This window comes from Microcoleus sp. w1-18aA5 (genome assembly GCF_036701705.1).
GTDB lineage: Bacteria > Cyanobacteriota > Cyanobacteriia > Cyanobacteriales > Microcoleaceae > Microcoleus.
On record NZ_JAUPTE010000034.1, the window covers coordinates 1 to 25,577 of the forward strand.

Sequence of the window (25,577 nt, forward strand, 5' to 3'; positions counted from 1 at the left end):
TGGTTAAAGTCAATGATTTTTAGAAGGTTTTTTTAGTTATTTAGTAGTGCACAAATTTAGGTGTTTGTCAAATTAATGTAGATGCGTTTACCCTGGGAAGGGAGTAGCAACATTTGCAGCTCGATGGCAGCTTGTAGGAGAGGGAGGCAACCTACTTAGTGTTGCTACGATGGAAGATGGAACTTTGGTTGGTGTTGGTATAGACAATCCGCTTTACCAATTCCTGGGATGATAGCGCTTGTATAGACGATCTCTATTAATCAACTCGACCTTGTTGCAAATACCAGGTCGTTTTTTTAAGCTCATATTAGCTTCGCTAGTTCTGGGCGTATCTTTAGTGAGGGCAAAAAGTGTAGAAAAACAGATGGTGGAGTTAGCTGGAGTTATCGATTATAGTCTTGAACCAATTAACAAAAAGCAACTCGCTGCTTTCAAACTAACCCATGCTTTTCGATACTCATTGATAAAATCGTGGAATTTGGAAGGAGACTTCTGATGAAAAACCAATGGGATCTGAGCGAATTCCGTCTATTCGTAGAAGAAACACTCAAACAATGGCAAGTGCCAGGAGTAGCGATCGCGATCGTACTTATCAGCATAACTACGAGATAGCAGAAAATTCGATCGCCCTTTAATATCAATCGTTTAATTATTTCGATCGCATTTTGGCAAAATTCCTCAACAGTTAAGCGGAAAAACCCCTCGCAGCCGATAATCACCCGCTTCTCCCCCAAATCTCCACGCACAACAGCATCCTCGAAATAATCGGACATTTCCCGCACACTTACAGGTACGATCGAACTATTGTCATCTGATTTGAGATTGGGGATTGTCCCCATCAGTCAACCTGCGCGTCGGAATGAATCCGGGGGCTGGTTTTTTTATCCAAAATCCCAAATCCCAAATCTCAAATCGGCATGGTCATTAGCCATTTGCCAACAGTCACATAATTGTTGACAATATTGCACAATAGATAAAATTGTAAATATATAGCACCTGCGTTTTTTTTGACCGCTTATGAATAGCAGATTCCTCGATCGCCTCCACCACCCCTCGCGCCCCGTCATCGTCTTCGACGGCGCGATGGGAACCAACCTGCAAGTCCAAAACCTCACCGCAGAAGACTTTGGCGGCAAAGAATACGAAGGCTGCAACGAATATCTCGTCCACACCAAGCCGGAAGCAGTCGCCAACGTGCACCGGGGATTCCTCGAAGCAGGGGCCGATGTCATCGAAACAGACACCTTTGGCGCTGCTTCCATCGTTCTCGCCGAATACGATTTGGCAGACAAAGCATATTATCTCAACAAAACTGCCGCCGAACTCGCCAAGGGTATCGCCGCCGAATTTTCCACGCCAGAAAAACCTCGATTTGTCGCAGGATCGATCGGGCCAGGCACCAAATTGCCAACATTAGGACACATTGATTTTGACACGCTCACCGCCGCTTTTGCCGAACAAGCAGAAGGACTTTATGACGGCGGCGTTGACTTATTTATTGTCGAAACTTGTCAAGATGTGCTGCAAATTAAATCAGCATTAAATGCCATTGAAGAAGTATTTAAGAAAAAAGGTGCGCGCATTCCGTTAATGGTATCAGTCACAATGGAAGCCACCGGCACAATGTTAGTCGGTTCCGACATCAGCGCCGCCCTAGCCATTTTGCAGCCGTACCCGATCGACATTTTAGGCCTCAACTGCGCCACCGGGCCCGATCGCATGGCCGAACACGTCAAATACCTTTCCGAACATTCGCCCTTCGTCGTTTCCTGCGTTCCCAACGCCGGTTTACCCGAAAACATCGGCGGACACGCGCACTACAAACTCACGCCAATAGAATTAAAAATGGCCTTGATGCGCTTTGTCGAAGACTTAGGCGTGCAAGTCATCGGCGGCTGCTGCGGCACCCGCTACGATCACATCCGCGAACTATCAGAAATTGGCAAAACTCTTAAACCCAAAATCCGCGAAATTACTTGGGAACCATCCGCCGCTTCAATTTACACCGCCCAACCCTACGAACAAGAGAATTCCTTCTTAATTGTCGGCGAAAGACTCAACGCCAGCGGTTCCAAAAAATGCCGCGATTTGCTAAACGCCGAAGACTGGGACGGTTTAGTAGCAATGGCGAGGGAACAAGTGCGAGAAGGCGCGCACATTCTCGATGTTAACGTTGATTATGTCGGCCGCGACGGCGTGCGCGACATGAAAGAATTAGTTTCCCGCGTTGTGACTAATGCAACTCTCCCTTTAATGCTGGATTCCACAGAATGGGAAAAGATGGAAGCAGGCTTAAAAGTTGCGGGCGGCAAATGTTTGCTGAATTCCACTAACTACGAAGACGGAGAACCGCGTTTTTATCAAGTTTTAGAGTTGGCGAAAAAATACGGCGCGGGCATAGTTATTGGTACAATTGACGAAGACGGGATGGCCAGAACTGCTGACCAAAAATTTGCGATCGCCCAGCGCGCATATAACGCCGCTGTCGCCTACGGAATTCCCGCCGAGGAAATCTTTTTTGATACCCTAGCATTGCCAATTTCTACCGGGATTGAAGAAGACCGAAAAAACGGGAAAGCTACCATCGAATCGATCCGTCGCATTCGTCAAGAATTGCCCGGATGTCACGTCATCTTAGGAGTTTCTAACATTTCCTTCGGTTTAAATCCGGCGGCGCGGCAAGTTTTGAATTCGATGTTTTTGCACGAAGCGATGCAAGCCGGGATGGACTCGGCAATTGTCAGCGCCAATAAGATTTTGCCCCTCGCCAAAATCGACCCCAAACACCAAGAAATCTGCCGTAAACTCATTTACGATGAACGGGAGTTTGACGGCGAAATTTGCGTTTACGACCCCTTGGGCGAGCTGACAACGGTGTTTGCGGGCAAAACCACAAAGCGCGATCGGACAGAAGACGCAAGCCTCCCGGTAGAAGAACGTCTCAAGCAGCACATCATCGACGGCGAACGCATTGGGCTAGATATCCAACTCGCCAAAGCATTAGAAACCTATCCGCCTCTCCACATTATCAATACCTTCTTGCTAGACGGCATGAAAGTAGTCGGAGAATTGTTCGGTTCGGGACAAATGCAACTGCCATTTGTATTGCAGTCAGCAGAAACCATGAAAGCGGCAGTTGCCTATTTAGAACCGTACATGGAAAAGTCCGAATCCGGGGACAACGCCAAAGGAACATTTATCATCGCTACTGTCAAAGGCGACGTTCACGACATCGGCAAAAACTTGGTTGATATTATCCTATCAAACAACGGCTACCGAGTGATTAACTTGGGTATTAAACAGTCAGTTGACAATATTATCGAAGCCTACGAGAAGCACAAAGCCGACTGTATTGCCATGAGTGGCTTGCTGGTAAAATCCACCGCATTTATGAAAGAAAATCTGGAAGTATTCAACCAGAAAGGAATTACCGTTCCGGTAATTTTGGGCGGCGCGGCTTTGACTCCCAAGTTTGTACATGAAGACTGCCAAAATACCTACAAAGGTAAAGTCGTTTACGGCAAAGATGCGTTTTCTGACTTGCACTTTATGGACAAACTCATGCCAGCAAAATCTGCGGGTAAATGGGAAGATTTGCAAGGATTTTTAGATGAAATAGGGCAGGAGAATGGGGTGGCTAAAGAAGCTAAAGCTGCGCCAGAAACTTCTGGAGAAGATGCCAAGAAAGCAGACACTCCTGTGGTGATAGATACCAGGCGATCCGAAGCAGTTGCAGCAGATATTGATCGCCCGACTCCTCCTTTCTGGGGAACAAAACTGTTGCAGGGAGAAGACATCCCCTTTGAGGAGATTTTCTGGCACTTAGATTTGCAAGCTTTAGTTGCCGGTCAGTGGCAGTTCCGCAAGCCAAAAGACCAATCGCGGGAAGAATACGATGCTTTCTTAGCTGAGAAAGTTTATCCCATATTGGAAGAGTGGAAACACAAAATTATCACCGAAAATTTACTGCAGCCGCAAGCAATTTACGGGTATTTTCCCTGTCAAGCTGAAGGTAATTCTTTGCATTTGTACGATCCAGAAATTATGGAGGGCGGGCAAGATGTATCGACACCCGCTGCAACATTCACATTTCCCCGGCAAAAATCGGCGCGACGGCTGTGCATTGCCGACTTCTTTGCACCCAAAGAATCGGGAAAAATCGATGTATTTCCGATGCAAGTAGCGACAGTGGGAGAAATTGCTACAGAGTACGCGCAAAAGCTATTTGCTAACAATCAATATACCGACTATCTCTACTTTCACGGGTTAGCGGTACAGACAGCGGAAGCAATCGCAGAATGGACTCACGCGCGAATTCGCCGGGAATTGGGATTTGGTAGCGAAGAACCCGACAGCCTTCGCGATATGCTAGCACAAAGATATCGCGGTTCGCGGTACAGTTTCGGCTATCCCGCTTGTCCGAACATGGCGGATCAGTACAAGCAACTGGAATTGTTAAAGTGCGATCGTATCAACCTCTACATGGATGAAAGCGAACAACTTTATCCCGAACAATCAACAACGGCAATTATCACCTATCACCCAGCCGCCAAATACTTCAGCGCTTAATTCGTAGGGTACGCTATAAGCACCTTTCTCTCGCTTTGATCGTTCATTATTCTCGTTCCCAGGCTCTGCCTGGGAACAAAGATCGGGAGGCAGAGCATCCCTTTAAAAACCGGGGTGCCGAGCCTCAAAAAATGCGTTTTCAGGTATAACCTGCCAACAATACAAAAATAGTTTCCGAATTAAAGCAATAAAAAAGCACCTTAACAAAAGTGCTTTCCTGAATATAAACTTTCCGTGTCTGACGAAACTTTTACGAGTAATTCCGGGGAGTGCGCGCGCCGGCAGATGCTCCTACCATCGAAGCAACTAAACCCAATAGTGAGCCGAACAAGAAGGACCAACCAGCTTTTGCAGCATTACCAGCAATATTTCGAGTATCCTGAGCAGATACGTTAGGTGCTCGGTTCGGCAAATCGACCCCGCCCTGCTGTGCTTGATTAATTGCTTCTCCCGCATTCGCAGCTATTACGCCAAAAGTGCCGGCCACGCCATTTGCTAACAGCCAAGAGCCAATTGTTAAGGTCGTTGCCCACAAAATTGCTCCATTTAAAAGCGCTGTGTTGCGGTTCATCGGGCCGCAAGCGCGAGCAGTTACCCAACCGCCAACGGCCAAGCTAATTAACAAACTAATAATTGACCAAATTCCCACGCCGGTACCCACGTCCCCGGCAATAGTGCGCGGAGCTCCTGAACCAGCAATGTTGCTCAACCCGATCGCAGCGCCCAATGCACTTAATACCAGTTGTGTGCCGATCGCAATTACCAAACCAGAAAAAATCGGGCCCCAACGTACTCGATCGTGGTATTCCATCACTGAATTTACGACCACGGGTTCGGTACCAACGTTATCTACAGGTCTATTTACGTATGACATAGATTTTTTTTTCCTCTGAGATTTGCTTTAATTTTTAACAATCTTTCACTTAAGCATTGATTGTGGCTGAGATTGATAGAAACTATATCTGCCTGGGGAAATAACCAGTATCTATGTCTGAAGAAAGAAACGAAAAAGTCATCCGCCCCCAGCCACCCGCTATTAGCTAATGACTGATGACTGATGACTGATGGCTGATAACTATTTTATCCCGTTGGAAAGCTTCCCGGATGTATACAGAAAAGGCGGACGTATACAGAAAAAACAGCTTAACGCAATCTTACAGCCGTTCCAACGGCAGTAATCAGCAGCAAAGCCCCGTTTGAGTCTACATTAATCGTGCCGGTGTCAACTTCCACCCCGATTACGGCATTGGCGCCGAGGCGCTGGGCCCGTTTTTCCAGTTCCGCGAGGGCATCTCGCTGTCCTTTGAGAAACACTTCCTCGTAACTGCCGGTGCGCCCGCCGATGATGTCGCGAATGCCCGCGAAGAAATCTCGCAGGGCATTGGTGCCGTAGACAACCTCAGCAGTTACAATTCCCAGGTAAGATTGAATTTCTGCTCCTTGGATGATATCAGTTGTTGTTACAATCATCAGTTGGCCTCAATCGCGAAAATTTTGAGTGGGTCTTGTTCTGTAGATTTACTACATCTCGCCACTCAAACATTCCTGGTAAATCATAAGTTGTCAGCTTGCCAAGCAGACAGCTACTCGCTCTTCCATTCCACATACTCTTTGAAACACATGGCCGTGCACAAACAAAGTCTCTTGGTATTCAGTACGTTGCTAGTAGCAGGATTCGCTGTCGCAGCGCCGCAGATAGCGCTCTCAGCAGAAATATCCGTTCAAGTCAACCCTCAAAATAATTCAAATTTAGATGATCTGCTGCGACAAGGGCGCGAGTTTGTAGATTCAGGAGACTACACTAGGGCGATCGCCATTTATCAAGAAGCGGCGCGTTTAGATACGGAAAACCCCCGCATTTTTTCGGGTATTGGCTATTTAGAAGCGCGTCAGGGCAACTATCAAGCCTCAGTAGAATTTTACCAACAAGCGATCGGTCTCGAGCCGAATAATGCTGACTTCCAATACGCATTAGGATATGCTATGGCGAATTTACAAAACTATCCCGCAGCAGCCACAGCTTACCGCCGCGCCGCTGTGCTCGATCGCAAAAATGTCAATGCCCGAATCGGTCTCGGAGTGGTACTCTTTCAGCAAAAAGATTACAGCGGTTCTTTTAAAGCATACCAAGAGGCGATCGCCCTCGATCCAAAAAATTGGCAAGCTTATTCTTCAATGGGTTTAGTATTGATCCAGCAGGGAAGTTTTGCCAGTGCTGTCACCGTCCTCCAACAAGCAGCCGAACTCGCTCCCAAACAAGCAGGTGTCCAGTTAAAATTAGGCACTGCTTTGCTGCGTGCCGGCTATACTTCCGAAGGGCTAGCAGCTTTTGAAGAAGCTGCCAAATTGGAGCCCCGGAATCCAGAAGTGCAGCTAGAAATTGGCGAACTTCTCCAGGCTCAAAACGACTTCGACGGAGCGCTTATAGCTTATCAGCGGGCTATTGAGGTGCGACCTAATTTAGTGGAAGCACACGCAGGAATGGGGAAAATTCAACTGGAAAAACAAGATTTTTCAGGAGCGATTACTACTTTTCGGCGAGTGATTAAGCTTGATCCAAACCGGGCAGAAGCTTATTACAATATGGGCAAGGCACTCAAAGCGCGCGATCGCAAATCCGAAGCAATTGAAGCTTTTCAACAAGCCCTCGACACTTACCGCCAGCAAGGCAACAATGATGGTGCACAAAAAGCTGAGGCGGCATTGCGGGAACTGAAGTAATATTTCTCAATGTACTAATAGGTAATTGGCTAGCAGTTTTGAGTGTGGAGTAAGTAATTTTCCTAGGGCTTAACTCCTTCAACCCGCCTTGTTGCAAGGAAAGAAGCAATCTCAAAACTGTTTCTATTCCCTATTGCCTAGGCCCCTTTCCTGTTCCTTCTTCCTTCTTACTTCGTTTGCTTAAGTTTTTAATTGAATGCAGATAAATGTGGCTAAATAGAGTACAATATTGGCGCGATTGGAGAAGGGCGATCGCTCTGTAAGTTTAAGAAGAAATAAGGGCGATCGCACAACAGCATTTTGTCAAAGCTCCATCTTTTGTAATATGCTAAAAAGGCTTATTGACAATGAATCTATTTCTATTGGTAGAGACGGCAAAGTTGTTAACATTTGTAAAATAAGCAAAATATCCTCTCCCTAGAACTTCATCTATGCAAACGTATGATGTCATTATCATAGGCGCAGGTCACAACGGACTCGTCTGTGCGTCTTATCTGCTGAAAGCTGGATATACAGTCCTCTTGTTAGAAAAACGTTCAGTTCCCGGCGGCGCGGCAACTACTGAAGCTGCCATTCCCGAATTGCCGGATTTTAAATTCAATCTTTGCGCGATCGACCACGAATTTATCCATTTAGGGCCAGTTGTAGAAGAACTAGAACTGGAAAAATACGGTTTAGAATATCTTTTCTGCGATCCAGTGGCCTTTTGTCCACATCCCGACGGTAAATATTTCTTAGCGCACAAATCCGTTGAAAAAACTTGTGCTGAAATTGCCCGCTATAACGAGCGCGACGCTAAAAAATATGCCGAATATACAGACTTTTGGCAGCGGGCTTTAGGGGCAATGGTTCCGATGTTTAATGCGCCACCAAAATCCATCATAGATATTCTGGGCAACTACGATATTTCAAAGATCAAAGATTTATTGTCCGTCATCGGTTCACCCGACAAAACGCTGGACTTTATTCGCACGATGCTCACCAGCGCTGAAGACCTTCTCAACGAGTGGTTTGACGAGGAATTTATCAAAGCACCCCTAGCAAGATTCGCCGCAGAGCTCGGCGCGCCTCCTTCGCAAAAAACCCTTGCTGTAGGTGCAATTATGCTGGCAATGAGACACAATCCCGGCATGGCAAGACCGCGCGGAGGAACCGGTGCATTAGTGCAAGCGCTGCTCAATTTAGTTAAAAGCTATTCAGGTGTGGTACTTACCGACCAGCACGTCGAGAAAATATTAGTTGATGATGGTCGCGCTGTGGGAGTTCGAGTGGCCAACGGCACGGAATACCGCGCTACAAAAGGTGTCATTTCTAATATTGATGCTAAGCGCTTGTTTCTGCACTTAATGGACTCCAGCGATGTTGACAGTGCCGACCCGGATTTGCGGGAAAGATTGGAGCGCAAAATTGTTAACAACAACGAGACTATTCTCAAAATAGACTTAGCTCTCAATGAAATGCCCAAGTTTGATCGCTGGAATCATCGGGACGAATATTTAATCGGTTCGGTTTTAATTGCAGATTCGGTGAGACACGTTGAAATTTCTCACAGCGAGCCTTCAATCGGCAGAATTCCCGACTCTGACCCATCGATGTATGTAGTGTTTCCGACGGTACTAGACCCGTCAATGGCTCCCCCCGGACATCATACGGCTTGGATTGAATTTTTTGCTCCTTACATGATCGAAAATGCTGAAGGAACCGGTCAACACGGTACGGGTTGGACGGATGAGCTGAAAAACAAAGTTGCCGATCGCTGCATTGATAAATTAGCAGAATACGCGCCAAATATCAAAAATTCAATTATAGGGCGCCACGTGGAAAGTCCGGCAGAATTGGGAGAGCGTTTGGGGGCTTTGAAAGGGAATTATTATCACGTTGATATGACGCTAGATCAGATGATATTTTTCCGTCCTTTGCCGGAGTTGGCGAATTACAAAACGCCGATCGATGGTTTGTTCCTCACGGGGGCGGGAACGCATCCGGGTGGCTCAATTTCGGGGATGCCGGGACGCAACACCGCTCGCGTTTTCATGCACTCGCAGCAGCCTTTCGCGCAGACTTTAGCAGATGCGGCTAATACTCTGAAAGCGAAGGGTAAGTCGGTATTTCGGAGTAATGAGAAGTAAGAGGACTGGCACTGCCTGCCCTTATTGATTTACTCAGAACTTACGCACTCCCATCGAAGAAACCGGGTTTTTTACCGAATCAGAGGGTAACAACCAATTATTGTCGTAAAATACCCGGTTTCTATGCCCCTATGTGTAAGTTTGATTAATGTTTCCATTAGGGTTAGTTGCAAATATCCATTAGGGAGAGTAATTTTAGGGTGCATCTCAGTTTAGCAAATACATCAAATTGAAAGTTGACCGTTGAGATAAGCACAGCGAAGAGAAAGGATAGACGAAACGTTCTCAATCTTCCATTGCGCTCCCGATATTTTCACCCTTAATCCAATGCGTTTAATTATTGATTCAATTGTTCCCGAACCAATCGAACTTATGGATTCTTCTTTGTAGTATTGGTAATTGACTATTCGACAGCGATGGGTCTCTAAATAATTACAAAACGTTTTATTTTAAATGCTCGATCTTTAAAGTCTTTAAATAAATTTATAACTTCATCAAGTTTGCCTTGCCATAACATATTTTCTACTAATTTTAGTTCTTTTATTGAACCCCCCTACCTTGTAGAGATTTTCTTTGAGATGATACCAATCTAAAATTTCTTGTCTTTGTTCATTGTCTCCAATTTCTTTAAATATGTTCCAAATCCCGGCATGACCATCTCCTAGACAATACATAGGGTGTAGTAATTTTTGGCTATTAGTCCCATCAATTAAATCTTGATTATTTTGAAAAAAGGCTGCCGAATAAACATTATCTAAACACAGGGCTTTATAGTCTTTCCAGTAACAGCTCTCGCCCTTGGTTTCGTTGCGTAGTCTAACTTTACCGCCATCTAATGTAATTTTCTTGACTCCTTGTTGAGATATAGGTAATTCAAATTCTTGTCGATTGACTAATCTTTGTAATGTACTGTGAGAAATTTTGATTCCCGTAAATTTTTCCAAATCTTTTTCTGCCATTTGATAAGATTCATTGGCACCGATTAAAAGACAGCAAGTTTCCATGAGTGGACTAAATTGACTGTAAGCTTTTAAGCCAAAATATTTTGCCTGATTATCTGTAATGTCGAGCGAGCCGATTATTGATTTTATTTTTCGGGGCTTTCCTGTTTTAATTCCTGATACTGATGAAAAAAAAGCTACCTAGTTCTGGGCCGACTTCTTCTAACATTTTCGCTTCGCAGGGTTTTTTCTATACTTTTAAAACTTTTTAACTCGGTTGGATCTGTATTTCTGTAAAAAATTTCTGCTACCGCTTTTAAGTGGACTTTTAGCTGTTGTTGGTCTGATGGTGTCATTTTATTTGTCTCATCTTTATTTAACGATTTTACTAGCTTTTTCATTTTCTCTCTTTTTTGACACATTTGGCAAAGTGAGATGCACCCGCCAAATATCGACGACAGCGGTTCGTAGCTGATGGCATGAGTGTAACGAAGATATGTGACGCGAGCTTTGAATTGAACGGCCAAACGGTGAACCTGGTTCCATTCCCAATGGTACAGGTGCAACATATTCGGTCTGACAGCAGGCACACTGACCATCATAACGTTCGATTCGGGTGACTATGGGGCGAATTGGGGGTAGTTCGGTTTTTTCGTAGAGGGATTGCAATTTTTGTGCGGCGGCGGTGAGTTTCTCTCCACACTGGGGGCAATTTTTGATTTGGGCGATGATTGTTTGGTCGGGTTCAGGATGTAGCTGTCTTTCCATCCTGCTCTTCCTAGGCTTCTTTGTCTTTTTATCCCCTCAATTTTCTATGGCTTAATGTTTGGCTTGAATCATGAGGATGGTGGAGTGCTGGAATTTTGGCTAGGTTTTTTGGGAGATGAGCCTGGTTTTGGTTCGTATGTGGCTAATGCTGCGCTAAGTTTTTGGATTTCTGGCCATAGCTCTACTATCAAGGCTTCTTTTGCCTCGTTCGATAGTTGCTTTAAGTCGGGGAGTTTTTCCATCCCTTGATCTAATGTCTATCTTGTCTTCTTGTCAAGGGGGTTGAGCAATTACTATTTTACTACAGGACTAGATATAAAATATAAAAGGACGATCGCCAGCGCGATCGTCCTTTTATTTGCTTCACGTACTATCAGCTTTGCAGCTTGTCTGAATCCAAGATTATTTACGGTTGTTGAGCCATTTAGCCGCAACTATTCCCAAAATACCAGCAACAACTGGATTGCCTAAAAACTTCATCAAACTCGGCTGTTCGGCTAGCACTTCTTGGAAAATATCCGGGTGATTGTGATAGGTGAACGAGGCCAGCTTGGTAACATCGTCAGCATTCATGCGGCTGGCGTGGTGGGTAGAAAGTCCTAGCTGCTTTTCCAATTGGCGATCGTTCAATCCTCTCTTGCCCAAATGCTTGAAGAATTCCCGTGCTACATCGTCGCGTTCATTTGGCTTAATTTGGGCGATCGCCTTTTGCAATTCCGGTTCCAACTGAGCCGGCGGGAGGGAGTCGTGATTCAGGGAACGCCCGAATAATTGTTTGCGCTGAGCAGGGGAAGTTCTCTGAGCAAAATCGTCAAAGTTTTCGTAATCTTCACCCGTTGTCTCCGGCATAATTTCTCGATCGCCCTGGGCTAAATCGTTCATGATTTGACGCTTGTAATTATCGCTGCTACTCATGGTAACTCTCTTCCAATCTACACAACATTTCAGTCTTAAATTGAGATGGTTTAGCCTTCAAAAAACTGCGGAATATTAAACCGCCACGCGACTATCATTTAAGCTTGCTAACTCGGTCAAGACTTGTATTCAATCTGATTTGATTGCTGATCGTACTTAGCAGTCAAAATTAACTTTTTGTCAGGAGCGTAAACCAAAACACTTACATCCTGATTTGGGAAATTGCGGTGAAAACCTTGTGCTAAAGATTTCGCCAAATCTTTCACTTCAGTCGGGCGGACTTGCGGGGTAATTACAACTCCCAATTTGTTATTGTCGCGCACATAAGCATCCTGAACCAAGCCCTTAGCCGTCTTTGTTACCCATTGACCGAAATCTTGACCTGCGGCGGTATTGCCACGTTCTAGCTGCGCGTAATAACCCTGACTGCCACCAATTGCTACGGGTATATCAGTCGGTTTTTGGGCGGAAACGCTGGGCGCGCAGGCAGTAGTAACTGCCAGCATTAATACCAAAAGTACGCCTGCAATTATTTTGCGACTCTGCTGCAATAAACTCACCTTTTTTCCTCCGTTCCTAAAACATTTGGAATAGTTGAAAGGGTCAGGTTGCTCGACCCTCTCAATGCCTATATTATTAGGCTTAGTCTAGTTTCTTTTTGAGCTCATCTTTTACATCTTCGATCGCGTGACCAGCTTCAGCTTTGGCCTGCTTGGCTTTGCCTTCTGCTTTATCTTTCGGGTCGCCAGTAACATTGCCTAGGGCTTCTTGAGCTTTGCCTGCGATGTTGTTGCCAGTTGCCTTTGCTCTATCTTCAGTGCTCATGGTTTTCTCCCTATCTGTATTTAATCAGACATTTTCTACTTAATAAACTCATCATAGGTAACTAGGAGCTGCGTTGCAATCTACCTCTAGGAAGAAAGAATGAATAAAAAATGAAGATGGAAGATGGAAAAGTTATTTTTATGTCTTGGACAGCCTGCCACTTTCATACTTATAGGTTTTTTTTCACCGTTTCTGGTGGCTGCAACGAAGTATTTGTGTAAAAAAGCGGGTGGATGGTCAACCCCGCTTCCCGGAGTTTTTTTTCATACCCCAAATAATTTAAAAGTATCAATTTTTATTTAATTCTGCCTTCCCAAAGCGAGTGTGGGCAAGATTGCATCTTACCCACACCGAAAAAAATCCGTATTAGTTTTAATCTACCTTTTGATGACATTCTTCATCTATTTTGTGCTGAAGTTCTTCTTTCAACTGTTCCACAGCGCGCATAGTTTGAGCATCTTCTTTTTTTTGCTGACCGAGGGCTTTTTCTGTTTCCTCGCCGAGCAATATTTCCCTAGATTTTGGTACAGTGACTTGATTTTCGCTGGCCGTGTGGGTGGCGTTTTCTTGACTATTCATTAGTTTTTCCCCTATTGTTTGCAAAATTTATTTTTAACAAGGGTACTTAGAAGTTAACCTTATACTTAAGATAACGGAAATCACGAAGACTTCCATCTACCTCAAGGGAGATAGGGGCTGGTGAATAATTTTGAGTTCTATAGTTAAGATAAATTACGGAAACTTCCATTAGCCCCAAAGGAGATAGGGGAAGGGGAATAGTGCGTGAGATTGCTTGGTGGGTCGCAAGGCGCGGGCAGTGAATGAGTTGGGAAAAGGGGAGGAGGGGGGAGAATTTTTCTGCGGCGCGAGCGATGGCATTAAGTGTGGAATGTTGTGCTATGAGGCTCTTTGGACATCGGTAAAAGATGAAGAGAGAAATGGGAGGCAGTTTAGTGCAGACTTAAGTCTATGCTGAGAGTTGGAAAGTTAAAATCTGTAGGGTGCAGCAATTCCCAAGTTTGGTGGCGATCGGGTTAAATAGTCTGCTAAACAAGAGTTAGCGTCAAGGCTAACTTCCAGCAGGATCGAACTAAAATTTCTGTTATTAGTAAAAATTATCTAAAACCCTATGGGAGCAAGGAGCAGTAACCCCCTCGAAGCAGCCGGCCCGACTCGTGAGCCGATCAAAATAGGTGTGTTGCATTCGCTGACGGGCACGATGTCCATCAGCGAAATTTCTGTTAAAGATGCGACGCTGTTGGCGGTTGAGGAAATTAATGCGGCCGGAGGGGTGCTCGGACGCCCCTTGGAAGCGGTTATAGAAGATGGAGCCAGCGATTTGCAGACTTTTGCTCAAAAAGCTAAGCAATTGCTCTTAGAAGCGCAGGTGGCGGTGGTATTTGGCTGTTGGACTTCGGCGTGCCGCAAAGCTGTACTGCCTGCTTTCGAGCACGGCAACGGGTTGCTGTTCTATCCGGTGCAGTATGAAGGGCTAGAACAGTGTCCGAATATTTTCTACACTGGTGCTGCCCCGAACCAACAGATTGTGCCTGGGGTGAATTACTTGCTGAGACAGGGAAAGCGGAAAATTTTCCTGTTGGGTTCGGACTATCTCTTTCCCCGCACAGCAAATCGGATTGTGAAAGCTCAACTGGCGGCACTGGGGGGAGAGTTGGCGGGGGAAGTGTATCTGCCGCTGGGATCGAGGGAAGTGGGCGAGGCGATCGCACATATCTTAGCAGTGAAACCAGATGCTATTCTCAACACTCTCAACGGCGATAGCAATGTGGCTTTTTTCCAAAAGTTGCGGGAAGCTGGCGTGAACCCCGATGATTTGCCGGTGATGTCGGTTAGCGTAGCAGAAGAGGAAGTGCGGGCGATCGGGCCGTCCAATATTGCTGGACATTGGGTGGTTTGGAACTATTTTCAAACGGTGGACACACCGGAAAATCGGAAATTTGTCAAGGCTTATAAAGCCCGATACGGGGAAAATCGAGTCACGGATGACCCGATCGCAGCAGCTTATTTGGGCGTTTACCTGTGGAAGCAAGCAGTAGAAAAAGCTGGTTCGACAGATGTGGTTAAAGTCAGGGCTGCTGCTAAAAATATTGAGTTTGCAGCGCCATCGGGCAAGGTAAAAATAGATGCCCAAACGCAGCATATCTGGAAAACAGTGCGGATTGGTAAGGTGCGGTCGGACGGTCAAATTGAGGAGATTTGGAATTCGGGCGCACCGGTTCCGCCAGATCCTTTTCTCAAAACCTATCCTTGGGCGGCGGCACTTGCTCCGAGGCCGATTTCTCTGGGAACTCGGGCGTCTTTGAGCGGGCTGTTTGTCATCTTGGTACTGATAACTTGGATGGCGGTGGGAGTCGGGTGGATGGGTTCTGTGGAGATGAAGAACTATTTGCTGACAATAAAAGCTGCCTCAACTCCGGCGGGGGTTTCTGAGGCAGCAATGGCGGTGCTGGTGCAGCAAACTCTGGCAGTGGCGAGCCGCACTCAGCACTGGCTGCTGGGGGCTTCAGTTTTGAGTTTGATCGCGGGGATAGTGGCTTTTGTCTCGGTGTCGGCAATTATTCGGAATCTCGGCTTGCTGCGGGAAACTGCGGAACTGATGGCCAGCGGTGATTTTACGGCTCGATCGCCTGTGGTTTCTAATGACGCGATCGGGGTGCTATCTTCTACTCTCAATACAATGGCTCAGCAAATTAGCAGTTTGCTCAACGGTTTGGAAGTGCGGCAGCGGCAGCTAGAGGAACGATCGGAGGAATTGGAAGTCGCTAAGAATGCTGCGGAAGCTGCCAACCGGGCGAAAAGCACTTTTTTGGCAAATATGACTCACGAGTTGCGGACGCCTTTGAATGCGATTATCGGCTACAGCGAGCTGCTGCAAGAAGAAGCTCTGGAACTCGGCGAAGAAGAGTTTGTCATGGATTTGGCAAGCATTAATATGGCAGGCAAGCAGTTGCTCAACATTATTAGTGACATCCTGGATATTTCTAAAATTGAAGCAGGAAAGATGACTCTTTTCTTGGAGACTTTTGAGGTGTTGGATTTGATCGAGCAGGTTGTCACTACTGTTCAACCGACGCTAGGGAAAAATGGCAATACTTTGATCGTCAATTGCGATCGCAATATTGGCACGATATACGCTGATTCGGGGAAGCTGGGACAAGCGCTGTTAAATTTGGCGAGCAATGCTGCTAAGTTTACAGATCAAGGCAAAATTACGATTAATGTTTGGAAAGAAGAAGGGGAGGTTTTGCCGATCGACAATTCCGCAGAACTCTGGGCAGATCCTTCTCGTTGTCAACAGCCTTTGATCGTGTTTCAAGTAACCGATACCGGCATCGGCATGACTGAGGATCAGGTGTCGAGGCTATTCGGAGCTTTCGCTCAAGCGGACGATTCTACTACGCGCAAATACGGCGGCACCGGTTTGGGGCTGACAATTAGCCGGAGATTTTGCCAGATGATGGGCGGAGATATTACCGTTGAGAGCGAGTTTGGCTGCGGTTCTAGTTTTACGATCCGGTTGCCGATTGCGGTTAAAAACCCGAAAGAAGCGCGGGAAGATCGAGAAATCCCAGAAATTCAGGCTGAGTCTTCCCAGGAGTTAGACACGAGTGCAGCGGCGACTGAAGCGAAGCAAAAAGAACTGCGATCGCAACCGCTGGATCTGCCCGATGCTGCTACTGTGCTGGTGATTGACGACGATCCAGACGCGCGAGATTTGATGACCCGCTGCTTATCGAAACAGGGATTTCGGGTGCGATCGTCGGCTAGCGGTGAAGGGGGGCTTCTGTTGGCTAAGGAGTTGCTGCCCGACGCGATTATTCTGGACGTGATGATGCCGAGTATGGACGGCTGGGCGGTGCTGTCGGCGTTGAAAGCAGATCAAGATTTGGTTGATATTCCAGTGATTATGATAACTTTTTTGGACGACCAAAATCAGGGGTTGGAATTGGGAGCCGCGGAGTATGTGAGGAAGCCTGTGGATTACAAGCGCTTTGCTGCTTTATTGAGTAAATATCAGGGTATCGAGAAGTAGTTTGTGGGCTGTTGACTGTTGACTGTTGACTGTTGACTGTTGGCTGTGGTTATTAGTTATTAGTTATTGATAGCAGATAACAACTAACAACCAACAACTAACAACTAAGCTGTCGCGCATTTAAATTGTATATTCGGTGCGGGCGGGACACCCCACTCATTGTTTGATTGTTTTTTGACAAACAATTTAAATGCCACAACAGCTTAACAACTAACAACTGACTAATTAATCTAAAAATCCCATTAAGGTCGAGCTATCGTCAATTTCGTTGGAGGCAATGGGGCGGTTTCCTCCCATTGTGGAGTAAACTTCATCAATGTGAAGAGTGCTGATTGCAATAGGGCGAGCACCGGACATACTGAACATTTCACTGACTTGCATGGCGCTGGAGCCGATCGGGCGATTGCCGATTGTAGCAACCACTTCAAAGTCGCTGGATTCTACCGGGCGATTGCCTACAATGCCGTAGGTTTCGCTGAGGTGCAGGGTGCTAATGCCGATCGGGCGGTTCCCCGACATCGAGACGGTCTCGCTGATGGTAAAATCGTCTGGGCCGACAGGGCGGTTGTCATGCATGAGTTGCGGCCGATAAAGTTGGATTCCTGTTGCTTTGGCATCCGTGGGTGGTGTCGGTTGGCTTTTGGAACTGCCTTTACCGCGACGGGCGATCGCTTTGCTTTTGCTTGTACCTGTACTGCTCGTATCCATAATTCTTTTCCTCGCTTATTTTTGGACGTTGATTGCTGGGTGCGGACAACTGCTTTTCTTGGCTTTCTGCTTGCTATTTCGGCCGATGATTAAAATAATATTACAAAGTCTAACTATTTTTTTAACGAAATTGCAGAATCTCTGCATTTTTGTTAAGATTTATGGGTAATAGCTACATTTTCCTATGGTAACTGCGGCAGCATCTTTTCAATTGCAAGCGCCCTTCCAGCCCACAGGCGACCAACCGCTAGCGATCGCCCAACTCGTCAAAGGCATCGAAGCTGGCGATCGATTTCAAACCTTACTCGGTGCCACAGGTACGGGCAAAACCTTCTCCATTGCCTCGGTGATTGAAAAAGTCGGCAGACCCACCTTAGTTCTAGCACACAACAAAACCCTGGCAGCTCAACTGTGCAACGAACTGCGAAATTTTTTCCCGAACAATGCAGTCGAATACTTTGTCAGTTATTACGACTACTACCAACCTGAAGCATACATCGCCGTCACCGATACTTTCATTGAGAAAACGGCAGCAATTAACGACGAGATCGATATGTTGCGGCACTCCGCCACGCGATCGCTCTTTGAACGCCGCGACGTGATTGTAGTTGCTTCAATTAGCTGCATCTACGGTTTGGGAATGCCTGCAGAATACCTGAAAGCGGCTATTCCTTTGCAAGTAGGAATGGAAGTCAACCAGCGGCAAGTTTTGCGCGATTTAGTTAACGTCCAATACAGCCGCAACGACATAGATTTAGGCAGAGGCAAATTTCGCGTCAAAGGCGATGTTTTGGAAATTGGCCCGGCTTACGAAGATAGAATTATTCGCGTTGAATTCTTCGGCGACGAAATTGATGCCATTCGCTACGTTGACCCCGTAACTGGTAAAATTATCCAAAGTACAACCGCTTTAAATATTTATCCAGCGCGTCACTTTGTCACGGCGGAAGATAAATTAGAGGCAGCTTGTCAAGGGATAGAACTTGAATTAGAAGACCGACTGGCAGAATTTGAAAAAGAGGGTAAACTATTAGAAGCTCAGCGAATAGAACAGCGCACGCGCTACGATTTGGAAATGCTGCGCGAGGTAGGATACTGCAACGGAGTCGAGAATTATTCGCGGCATTTAGCCGGAAGAAATGCGGGGGAACCGCCAGAATGTTTGATTGATTATTTCCCGAAAGATTGGATGTTGGTGATAGATGAATCTCACGTCACAGTGCCGCAAATTCGGGGGATGTACAACGGCGACCAAGCTCGGAAAAAAGTATTGATAGAACACGGTTTCCGCTTGCCCAGCGCGGCCGATAACCGCCCTTTAAAAGCAGAAGAATTCTGGGCAAAAGAGAATCAGTGCATCTTTGTTTCTGCTACGCCTGGGGATTGGGAAATGGAGATATCTGAAGGCAGAGTTGCAGAGCAGGTAATTCGCCCTACTGGAGTCATAGATCCGACAATTTTTGTGCGCCCGACGGAAGGGCAAATTGATGATTTGTTGGGGGAAATCAAGGAGAGAGTAACTCGGGACGAGCGAGTTTTGGTGACGACTTTAACGAAGCGGATGGCGGAAGATTTAACCGAATATTTGCAGGAGAGGGCGATTAAAGTCCGGTATTTGCACTCGGAAATTCAGTCAATTCAACGCATCGAAATTATCCAAGATTTGCAGGATGGTAAGTTTGATGTATTGATTGGTGTTAACTTGCTGCGGGAAGGTTTGGATTTGCCGGAAGTTTCGCTGGTGGTAATTTTGGATGCGGATAAAGAGGGGTTTTTGCGATCGGGACGTTCGTTGATTCAAACGATTGGAAGGGCGGCGCGGCACGTTCAGGGACAGGCTATTTTGTACGCGGATAATTTGACGGATAGTATGGTTAAGGCGATCGACGAAACGGATCGACGCCGGGGGATTCAGCTAGCGTACAATAAGATGCACGGGATTACGCCGCAGCCGATCGCGAAAAAGCGATCGAGTAATGCAATTTTGGCATTTTTGGACGTGTCGCGCAAGCTGAATTCTCAGCAGTTGGAGGAGGTTTACGAACAGGTAAACGAGTTATCTTTGGATGAGATTCCTCAGTTAATCGGGCGGTTGGAAGCGCAGATGAAGGCGGCGGCTAAGAAGTTGGAGTTTGAAGAGGCGGGTAAATTGCGCGATCGGATTAAGCATTTGCGGGATAAGCTATTGGGACATTAACTTTGTTGTCAGGGAATTGAGGGGGATTTTTAACCGCAGATGCACGCAGATAAACGCTGATGAAGGGCTAATTTAAAAGCCAAACATGGCTTTTAGTCCATTTGCGATCGGCTGATACTCTTCTGCGGTTAAGTCTCCTCGGTAGCCCAAAACACGCTTTATGTCCACAGCGCGTATTTGATCCAGCAACACTGTAGAGTCATAGCGTATGTTTCCCATTCCAGCCTGAAGCTGCGGATATAGCGTTGAGTTTCGTGTCGCCCAATCTCCTTGTTGTGTCGTCAAGGGAACGACTATTACCAACGAAAACCGCGTTATCCCTGTGACATTTGGCAAAGCTACAATTACGGCAGGTCGAGTGTTTTCCTGTTCGCGGCCGGGCGGAATTTGAGCCGGGAAGTTAACTAGCACTACAGCCCTCACCTGCAAAAAATTAGGTAGCTGACTCACAAATTTTCTCTACCTTTTTATTGCCAATGTCGATCGGATTTGTTTCTTGAATTCGCCATTTAGCATAGGCGATAACTTCTTTAAAGTCTGCTTCTTCAAGTTCTGGATAGGTTTGGCGTATTTCTGCTGTCGAATAGTGAGACGCCATCATTGAGATGATAGTTTCAACAGTTATGGGTAAGTTGCGAATGCAAGGTTTTCCCGCCATGAATTGTGAATCGCAGGTAATTCTAGTAAATTGCTGGATATCTTCTTTACTATTCGTGGCACTTTCATTGTCCAGAATTACTATTCCAACTCCCGGAATAAAACGCACAGGCTTTGTGCCTTCGAGGGGGTCTACATCTCCCCAATCATAGGGGGGAATTTCATTATCGACGAGGTAAAGTTGACGCCAAGGCGATTTTGCCAATGCTTCGTCGGAAATGTCAGGAAAAAATATTAGCACTTCTGCGATGCCAACGGGAAAACCATTGAGTTTGCTCAAGCCATCTATAATGGCGGCTAAGACGGATAAGTCTAGATGGCTTAGGTTTTCGGCTTTTTCGATCAGTTGGTATACGGTTTCAGGATTGAGTGTTTCGCCCACAGCTTCGACTAAGTTTTCGGGGGTGAAACCTCGACATTTCAAGTATTCGGCTAGTCTTAAGCGAATTGTACTCATGGGTTTAGTTGAGAAAGATTTTAGGGTGAAGTCCGATCGCCCTTTACCATTGTCCTATTTTTTGGATGGGAAGGGCGATCGAGGTTTCTATGAGATTCCTAGTCTATCCGTAACATCTTCGCGATCGTGACATTATGCAGTTGGATGAACCATCGTTTTCGCAGTAATTTGGCTGACAATCAAGTTCGCGCTTCAAGTCATCTATTTCCTGTCGCTGTTCTTCAATCGTTTCATCCTGTGCTTCTTTTTCCTCAAGCAGACTGCGGTGCGACTCCGCCAAAGCCCGGTGCGACTCCGCCAAAGCGTGGTACGACTTCGCCAAAGCAGAGAGAGCGATCCTAGCCCGCCGAAGGTTGGCAAACAATAGTCCGTCTTGTGGGTTACAGTTGTGGAACATATATTTCAAAGTAGTTGGGTTTACTTGTGTTGGTTTGACCTCTTAACTTCAGACCAACTGAGCTACCTAGCGAAAGCGAGGGCACTGTCTGAATTTGTACTTCAGGCGGGCCTTTTCCGTTTTTAGTGACTGGGTATCCTCATCAATAATTATAGATCAGTGTTTAGACTTGTAGCTAGCATGACTTGACATTTTTTTGATCGTGGGCTATCCTGTTAATAGGAACAGCAAACTGGTTGCCCTACTCTGGGCAAACAGCGCTCCCTATTAGGGATTGAAATATGCTTGCTACAAGTCAAGTTTGCTATTCCAAGCCCTCCTATTTAAACTCCATGTTTTTTAGGAGGGTAAATCCCTATCAGGGAAACTTAATAGAACGTTTACTTTAAAAGTCTTGTTGACCATGATTTGGGCTTTGCGAAACGAGGAAAATAGATTACTCACTTCAGGATAGTACGGGCTGGCTCGCTCCTCTCTCCCATTTCCTCTGCGTCAAGAACAATCGCCCAAAACATCCTCTTTCATTGTGGTACGGGCGTCTCGCCCGTACATGATTTGTGATACGGGCGTCTCGCCCGTACATCATCTGCAGTTAAAATATCCATTGGTGCGATCGCCTCTTCCCAGCGCTGGGAATGGATGTTAAACAAGGTTAAAATATTAATTGACAACAAAAAGACCGATCGCCCTTAACACCACCCAAACCCCCTACCTCAATACCACAGCATCGGTACTGCTAGCAAAAGCCGGACGAATAAATTCCTCCTTCTCTTCCAGCGTGATGTAACTCTTATCTACAGCTAGCTGCATCACTTCCTGAAGAAAACCTCTCAGCACATCTAATACGTGAGTGCGATCGCATTCAAAAACCTTTTCCCAGCCAGAAGTTCCAAACTTTCTCAAAGTACAGCTAATGCGATCGTCCGTAGGTAGCAACGTAATAATAAACCAACTCTCAGAAAAAGTTATTACTATTTTTTGACCTTGTGATAGCTTAGCAATTTCTTTGGGAAAGTTACTTTCAATCATCATACAAATATCGGGATCTAAAAATACCTCTTTTTGAGCGTCACCTATTTCTATAAAAACTTTATGGTTGTGTTCAAAGCAGAAACATCGCCATCCCATTTCAAAATCAGAAAGCTCCCCTAATGGATCTTCTGGAGGATCTGCCCAGTCTTCTAAGAAACGTTCTGCTAGTTGAAAATTAAATTTATGACTGCTATTCATGGCTGCTACTCCTATTTAATTGCCGCAGACTGACACCCTCAGCTATAGGATAACCACTATTGAGAGTTCCATCAAAATCCCTTTGAATAAAAGCGCGAGTGACGTTTTGAGTTATCCTTAGATCGGGATGATAAACTCTACCTATAGGACGATGAAAATCAATAATGTATTCTCCTCGATATTTGGGTACTAATTGCTCGGCTACGATCCAATCCTCCGCATTTAGCCATTGTCCTTGGTCATCGTTAGTGCTTGCTGCTCTTCCGATCAATCTGTTGGCTTTCAGTTTAGGCCCATGATGGCGAGCAATATGATCGTAGGCTTTCATTGATTTAGAATTGTTCCACTGCGGTTCGGTTCCGCTACCTGTCCATTCACAACCGCTCCCAACTTCTCTGCTTGAATCTATTATAAACTGTTCGACAATTTCTGCCACTTCTCTATTTTATTGATTTGGACAACATACATGATCTTAGAAAAGAGGTAAGTTGGGCGAAGTGAAACGTAGGGTTTTGTTAGCTCAACCCAACCTACTAATAAACTTACGGTGTCGGATTCGGATACTTAGCGTGCACCGCATCGATTTCCGCTATAATCTCCCGATCCAAATTCACCTCCAAACTACCGACATTTTCCTCCAACTGTCCGAGGCTGGTTGCACCGATAATAGTGCTAGTTACAAACCAGCGCGATCGCACATACGCCAAAGCCATCTGCGCCGGACTTATCCCATTTTTACCCGCAATCTCAACATACGCTTTCACCGCATCATTCAGATTAGTTTTATCGTAACGCTGACCAAATCCCGCAAATAAAGCCAACCTAGAATTTTCGGGAATTCCATTCAAGTATTTCCCGGTTAACAGCCCAAATCCCAAAGGACTGTAAGCCAGCAATCCCACATTCTTAAAACGGCAAGTTTCGGCTAAATTTATGTGAAATGTCCGATTGCTCAAACTGAAAGCATTCTGAATCGAAACAACTTTCGGCAAACCGTGTTTTTCAGCCAACGTGCAAAACTCGCAAACTCCCCAAGGCGTCTCGTTACTCAAACCCAAATAGCGGATTTTCCCAGCTTTAATCAAGTCAGCAAATACCTCTAACTGTTCGAGAATCGGTACAGTTTCGTGCTCTTGGGCGATGTCGTAATCCGGCGCACCAAATAAGGGTACGTAGCGGTCTGGCCAGTGGATCTGATAGAGGTCGATGTAGTCAGTTTGCAAGCGCTTCAGGCTGTCATTCAGGGCTTTTTCGACATTTGGGCGATCGATCTGATTTTCCCCTTCCCGAATCCACTTTAATCGAGTGCTTCTGCCCGCCACTTTAGTCGCTATAATGACTTTATCCCGCTGCTGTTTCGCCAACCATTCGCCGATATATTTCTCTGTTTTGCCCTGAGTTTCCGCCTTTCCAGGGACAGGATACATTTCTGCCGTATCGATAAAGTTGATTCCTCTATCGATCGCAAAATCGAGCTGTTGGGCCGCTTCTGCAACGGTGTTCTGCTGGCCATAAGTCATCGTACCCAAACAGATTTCAGATACTGATAAGTCACTGTCGCCTAGTTTTTTGTATTCCATGAGTTTGATTGCTGGAAAATTATCTGATTCTATATTACAGAAAAAGTTTGATTTAATTGAAAGCTCCAGAAAAGTGCGATCGGCTTTCTCCTCTCTTCCTCTTTTCCTCTGCGCCCTCTGCGGTTAAAAAAAATTAAAAGATATCCGCACTTAAATGTTAATATAAATAATTAGTATTCCTCTGATGTATGAGTAGTCGCCCGCCAAAAGTTCCGTTTGTCAACCTCTCCCTGCAACACCAACCAATCCAATCTCAAATAACAGAAACCATTGGAAAAATTATCGAGCAAGGAGATTTTATTTTAGGCCAAGCACTCGCGGAATTTGAAACAGCATTTGCAGCAGCTTCTGGAGTAAAATACGGCGTAGGAGTGGCTTGTGGAACAGATGCGATCGCTCTGGGACTCCAAGCTTGCGGCATTAATCCGGGCGACGAAATTATCATACCCGCGAACACTTTTATCGCCACCGTCATCGCCGTCCTCCAAGCCAAAGCTATACCTATTCTTGTAGATTGCGACCCGGAAACCGCCCTGATTGACCTCACAGCCGCCGAAACAGCAGTTACCTCGAAAACTAAAGCAATTATCCCCGTACACCTCTACGGTCAAATGGTATCGCCTCGGCAGCTTTTAGATTTTGCGAACCGCCACGATTTAATCATATTTGAAGATGCCGCCCAAGCGCACTTAGCCGAAAGAGAAGGATACCGCGCGGGTTCCATTGGTACAGCAGCAGCATTCAGCTTTTATCCCAGCAAAAACCTCGGTTCTTTTGGCGACGGCGGGATGTTCATTACTAACGATGCAGAGCTCGCAGAAAAAATGCGAACTCTCCGCAATTACGGAGCACCCAGCAAATATTTGCACACCGAAATCGGTAGCAACAGCCGCCTCGACAATTTGCAAGCCGCCGTGCTAAATGTTAAATTGCCTTACTTAGAAAAATGGAATCGCGCTCGCACCGCCGCCGCCCAACACTACAATACTCTACTACAACCATTGAAACACAAAGGCATTGTACCGATCGCCAACCACAGCAGCAGCGGTCACATTTATCACCTATATGTTATCCAAATTACTGAGGAAAGCTCGATCAACCGCAACACCCTTCAGGAAAAACTCGGCCAACACGGCATTCAAACAGGTATACACTATCCCGTACCTTGTCACCTGCAACCCGCCTACCAAAACTTAGGCAATCGGGGCGACTTTCCCCACGCAGAAACCCTGTGCGAACAAATTTTATCATTGCCAATGTATCCCGGATTGAGCAATACTCAGATCGAGCAAGTTGTTCGGGCGATCGTACTATCATTGAATTGCTAATTGTTCATAAAACTTATGCTGGAGTTGTTTCAAGCAGTAGGGTGCAGTTCTCAAAGCGTTTGGGTGGGAAATTAACAAATCTTTAACTCACAGTTGAAAAC

At 45.9% G+C, this 25,577-nt stretch carries 22 protein-coding genes and 1 pseudogene; 6 read left to right on the forward strand and 17 right to left on the reverse strand.

What is annotated here, in order from left to right:
- Window positions 1-431: 431 nt before the first annotated feature.
- The gene (locus tag Q5691_RS14235; protein WP_333216664.1) at window positions 432-839 is read right to left on the reverse strand and encodes a hypothetical protein; all 408 of its coding nucleotides are present in this window, start codon (window positions 837-839) and stop codon (window positions 432-434) included.
- A 178-nt stretch (window positions 840-1,017) separates the two neighbouring features.
- Here Q5691_RS14235 and metH point away from each other — a divergent pair, with 178 nt between their 5' ends.
- Window positions 1,018-4,569, forward strand: coding sequence for a methionine synthase (gene metH, locus Q5691_RS14240; RefSeq protein WP_333345329.1), 3,552 nt, complete (start codon window positions 1,018-1,020; stop codon window positions 4,567-4,569).
- A 250-nt stretch (window positions 4,570-4,819) separates the two neighbouring features.
- On the opposite strand, the gene Q5691_RS14245 is transcribed toward metH, so the two are convergent.
- Together Q5691_RS14245 and Q5691_RS14250 are read right to left on the reverse strand one after the other, a co-directional pair.
- Window positions 4,820-5,443 carry a hypothetical protein gene (locus Q5691_RS14245; RefSeq protein ID WP_333216668.1) on the reverse strand — a complete coding sequence of 208 codons (624 nt, stop codon included), beginning with the start codon at window positions 5,441-5,443 and terminating at the stop codon, window positions 4,820-4,822.
- A gap of 269 nt (window positions 5,444-5,712) precedes the next feature.
- Window positions 5,713-6,039, reverse strand: coding sequence for a YbjQ family protein (locus Q5691_RS14250; protein WP_006634531.1), 327 nt, complete (start codon window positions 6,037-6,039; stop codon window positions 5,713-5,715).
- A 150-nt stretch (window positions 6,040-6,189) separates the two neighbouring features.
- On the opposite strand from Q5691_RS14250, the gene Q5691_RS14255 reads away from it, so the two are divergent.
- Window positions 6,190-7,290 carry a tetratricopeptide repeat protein gene (locus tag Q5691_RS14255; RefSeq protein ID WP_333216672.1) on the forward strand — a complete coding sequence of 367 codons (1,101 nt, stop codon included), beginning with the start codon at window positions 6,190-6,192 and terminating at the stop codon, window positions 7,288-7,290.
- A gap of 431 nt (window positions 7,291-7,721) precedes the next feature.
- The gene (crtO, locus tag Q5691_RS14260) at window positions 7,722-9,419 is read left to right on the forward strand and encodes a beta-carotene ketolase CrtO (RefSeq protein ID WP_333216670.1); all 1,698 of its coding nucleotides are present in this window, start codon (window positions 7,722-7,724) and stop codon (window positions 9,417-9,419) included.
- A 224-nt stretch (window positions 9,420-9,643) separates the two neighbouring features.
- Here crtO and Q5691_RS14265 read toward each other — a convergent pair.
- From Q5691_RS14265 to Q5691_RS14290, 6 genes and pseudogenes are all read right to left on the reverse strand, one after another.
- A pseudogene (locus Q5691_RS14265) lies at window positions 9,644-10,716 on the reverse strand (ISKra4 family transposase).
- Between the two features lie 16 nt (window positions 10,717-10,732).
- Window positions 10,733-11,128 carry an IS66 family transposase zinc-finger binding domain-containing protein gene (locus tag Q5691_RS14270; protein WP_333345332.1) on the reverse strand — a complete coding sequence of 132 codons (396 nt, stop codon included), beginning with the start codon at window positions 11,126-11,128 and terminating at the stop codon, window positions 10,733-10,735.
- 402 nt (window positions 11,129-11,530) lie between these two features.
- Window positions 11,531-12,043 carry a hypothetical protein gene (locus Q5691_RS14275; protein WP_333214467.1) on the reverse strand — a complete coding sequence of 171 codons (513 nt, stop codon included), beginning with the start codon at window positions 12,041-12,043 and terminating at the stop codon, window positions 11,531-11,533.
- A 116-nt stretch (window positions 12,044-12,159) separates the two neighbouring features.
- Complete coding sequence (locus Q5691_RS14280; RefSeq protein ID WP_333214469.1) at window positions 12,160-12,603, reverse strand: hypothetical protein; 444 nt, start codon at window positions 12,601-12,603, stop codon at window positions 12,160-12,162.
- A gap of 82 nt (window positions 12,604-12,685) precedes the next feature.
- Window positions 12,686-12,868 carry a CsbD family protein gene (locus Q5691_RS14285; protein ID WP_333034601.1) on the reverse strand — a complete coding sequence of 61 codons (183 nt, stop codon included), beginning with the start codon at window positions 12,866-12,868 and terminating at the stop codon, window positions 12,686-12,688.
- A gap of 372 nt (window positions 12,869-13,240) precedes the next feature.
- Window positions 13,241-13,447, reverse strand: coding sequence for a hypothetical protein (locus Q5691_RS14290; protein ID WP_333214471.1), 207 nt, complete (start codon window positions 13,445-13,447; stop codon window positions 13,241-13,243).
- A 550-nt stretch (window positions 13,448-13,997) separates the two neighbouring features.
- On the opposite strand from Q5691_RS14290, the gene urtA reads away from it, so the two are divergent.
- Window positions 13,998-16,922, forward strand: coding sequence for an urea ABC transporter substrate-binding protein (urtA, locus tag Q5691_RS14295; RefSeq protein ID WP_333214473.1), 2,925 nt, complete (start codon window positions 13,998-14,000; stop codon window positions 16,920-16,922).
- A 225-nt stretch (window positions 16,923-17,147) separates the two neighbouring features.
- Here the strand turns inward: urtA and Q5691_RS14300 are convergent, their stop codons facing one another.
- Window positions 17,148-17,630, reverse strand: coding sequence for a hypothetical protein (locus Q5691_RS14300; protein WP_333214475.1), 483 nt, complete (start codon window positions 17,628-17,630; stop codon window positions 17,148-17,150).
- A gap of 184 nt (window positions 17,631-17,814) precedes the next feature.
- Here Q5691_RS14300 and uvrB point away from each other — a divergent pair, with 184 nt between their 5' ends.
- A complete protein-coding gene (gene uvrB / locus Q5691_RS14305) occupies window positions 17,815-19,827 on the forward strand; it encodes an excinuclease ABC subunit UvrB (protein WP_333345334.1) in 2,013 nt (670 codons plus the stop codon).
- A gap of 72 nt (window positions 19,828-19,899) precedes the next feature.
- Here uvrB and Q5691_RS14310 read toward each other — a convergent pair whose 3' ends face one another.
- From Q5691_RS14310 to Q5691_RS14340, 7 genes are all read right to left on the reverse strand, one after another.
- A complete protein-coding gene (locus tag Q5691_RS14310; RefSeq protein ID WP_333214479.1) occupies window positions 19,900-20,277 on the reverse strand; it encodes a type II toxin-antitoxin system PemK/MazF family toxin in 378 nt (125 codons plus the stop codon).
- Window positions 20,261-20,941 (reverse strand): DUF433 domain-containing protein, encoded by a 681-nt coding sequence (locus Q5691_RS14315; RefSeq protein WP_333214480.1) that lies wholly within the window; start codon window positions 20,939-20,941, stop codon window positions 20,261-20,263. Before Q5691_RS14315 ends, Q5691_RS14310 begins: the two co-directional genes overlap by 17 nt.
- Window positions 20,942-21,044: 103 nt before the next feature.
- On the reverse strand, window positions 21,045-21,338 hold the full coding sequence (locus Q5691_RS14320) for a hypothetical protein (RefSeq protein WP_333329862.1): 294 nt from the start codon (window positions 21,336-21,338) through the stop codon (window positions 21,045-21,047).
- A gap of 521 nt (window positions 21,339-21,859) precedes the next feature.
- On the reverse strand, window positions 21,860-22,012 hold the full coding sequence (locus Q5691_RS14325; RefSeq protein WP_333345337.1) for a hypothetical protein: 153 nt from the start codon (window positions 22,010-22,012) through the stop codon (window positions 21,860-21,862).
- A gap of 34 nt (window positions 22,013-22,046) precedes the next feature.
- On the reverse strand, window positions 22,047-22,568 hold the full coding sequence (locus Q5691_RS14330; RefSeq protein ID WP_333214484.1) for a hypothetical protein: 522 nt from the start codon (window positions 22,566-22,568) through the stop codon (window positions 22,047-22,049).
- Window positions 22,561-23,004 carry a hypothetical protein gene (locus Q5691_RS14335; RefSeq protein ID WP_333141548.1) on the reverse strand — a complete coding sequence of 148 codons (444 nt, stop codon included), beginning with the start codon at window positions 23,002-23,004 and terminating at the stop codon, window positions 22,561-22,563. Before Q5691_RS14335 ends, Q5691_RS14330 begins: the two co-directional genes overlap by 8 nt.
- A 106-nt stretch (window positions 23,005-23,110) precedes the next feature.
- Window positions 23,111-24,148, reverse strand: a complete 1,038-nt coding sequence (locus Q5691_RS14340) for an NADP(H)-dependent aldo-keto reductase (protein ID WP_333345340.1) — start codon at window positions 24,146-24,148, stop codon at window positions 23,111-23,113.
- Window positions 24,149-24,336: 188 nt separating this feature from the next.
- Here Q5691_RS14340 and Q5691_RS14345 point away from each other — a divergent pair, with 188 nt between their 5' ends.
- Window positions 24,337-25,476, forward strand: a complete 1,140-nt coding sequence (locus Q5691_RS14345) for a DegT/DnrJ/EryC1/StrS family aminotransferase (protein ID WP_333214489.1) — start codon at window positions 24,337-24,339, stop codon at window positions 25,474-25,476.
- Window positions 25,477-25,577: the final 101 nt, after the last annotated feature.

Excerpts from the sequence above, each read along its gene's own strand:
- Q5691_RS14235 (WP_333216664.1), bottom strand. The coding sequence starts at position 839 with ATGGGGACAATCCCCAATCTCAAATCAGATGACAATAGTTCGATCGTA.
- metH (WP_333345329.1), top strand. The coding sequence starts at position 1,018 with ATGAATAGCAGATTCCTCGATCGCCTCCACCACCCCTCGCGCCCCGTC.
- Q5691_RS14245 (WP_333216668.1), bottom strand. The coding sequence starts at position 5,443 with ATGTCATACGTAAATAGACCTGTAGATAACGTTGGTACCGAACCCGTG.
- Q5691_RS14250 (WP_006634531.1), bottom strand. The coding sequence starts at position 6,039 with ATGATTGTAACAACAACTGATATCATCCAAGGAGCAGAAATTCAATCT.
- Q5691_RS14255 (WP_333216672.1), top strand. The coding sequence starts at position 6,190 with ATGGCCGTGCACAAACAAAGTCTCTTGGTATTCAGTACGTTGCTAGTA.
- crtO (WP_333216670.1), top strand. The coding sequence starts at position 7,722 with ATGCAAACGTATGATGTCATTATCATAGGCGCAGGTCACAACGGACTC.
- Q5691_RS14270 (WP_333345332.1), bottom strand. The coding sequence starts at position 11,128 with ATGGAAAGACAGCTACATCCTGAACCCGACCAAACAATCATCGCCCAA.
- Q5691_RS14275 (WP_333214467.1), bottom strand. The coding sequence starts at position 12,043 with ATGAGTAGCAGCGATAATTACAAGCGTCAAATCATGAACGATTTAGCC.
- Q5691_RS14285 (WP_333034601.1), bottom strand. The coding sequence starts at position 12,868 with ATGAGCACTGAAGATAGAGCAAAGGCAACTGGCAACAACATCGCAGGC.
- Q5691_RS14290 (WP_333214471.1), bottom strand. The coding sequence starts at position 13,447 with ATGAATAGTCAAGAAAACGCCACCCACACGGCCAGCGAAAATCAAGTC.
- urtA (WP_333214473.1), top strand. The coding sequence starts at position 13,998 with ATGGGAGCAAGGAGCAGTAACCCCCTCGAAGCAGCCGGCCCGACTCGT.
- Q5691_RS14300 (WP_333214475.1), bottom strand. The coding sequence starts at position 17,630 with ATGGATACGAGCAGTACAGGTACAAGCAAAAGCAAAGCGATCGCCCGT.
- uvrB (WP_333345334.1), top strand. The coding sequence starts at position 17,815 with ATGGTAACTGCGGCAGCATCTTTTCAATTGCAAGCGCCCTTCCAGCCC.
- Q5691_RS14315 (WP_333214480.1), bottom strand. The coding sequence starts at position 20,941 with ATGAGTACAATTCGCTTAAGACTAGCCGAATACTTGAAATGTCGAGGT.
- Q5691_RS14320 (WP_333329862.1), bottom strand. The coding sequence starts at position 21,338 with ATGTTCCACAACTGTAACCCACAAGACGGACTATTGTTTGCCAACCTT.
- Q5691_RS14330 (WP_333214484.1), bottom strand. The coding sequence starts at position 22,568 with ATGAATAGCAGTCATAAATTTAATTTTCAACTAGCAGAACGTTTCTTA.
- Q5691_RS14340 (WP_333345340.1), bottom strand. The coding sequence starts at position 24,148 with ATGGAATACAAAAAACTAGGCGACAGTGACTTATCAGTATCTGAAATC.
- Q5691_RS14345 (WP_333214489.1), top strand. The coding sequence starts at position 24,337 with ATGAGTAGTCGCCCGCCAAAAGTTCCGTTTGTCAACCTCTCCCTGCAA.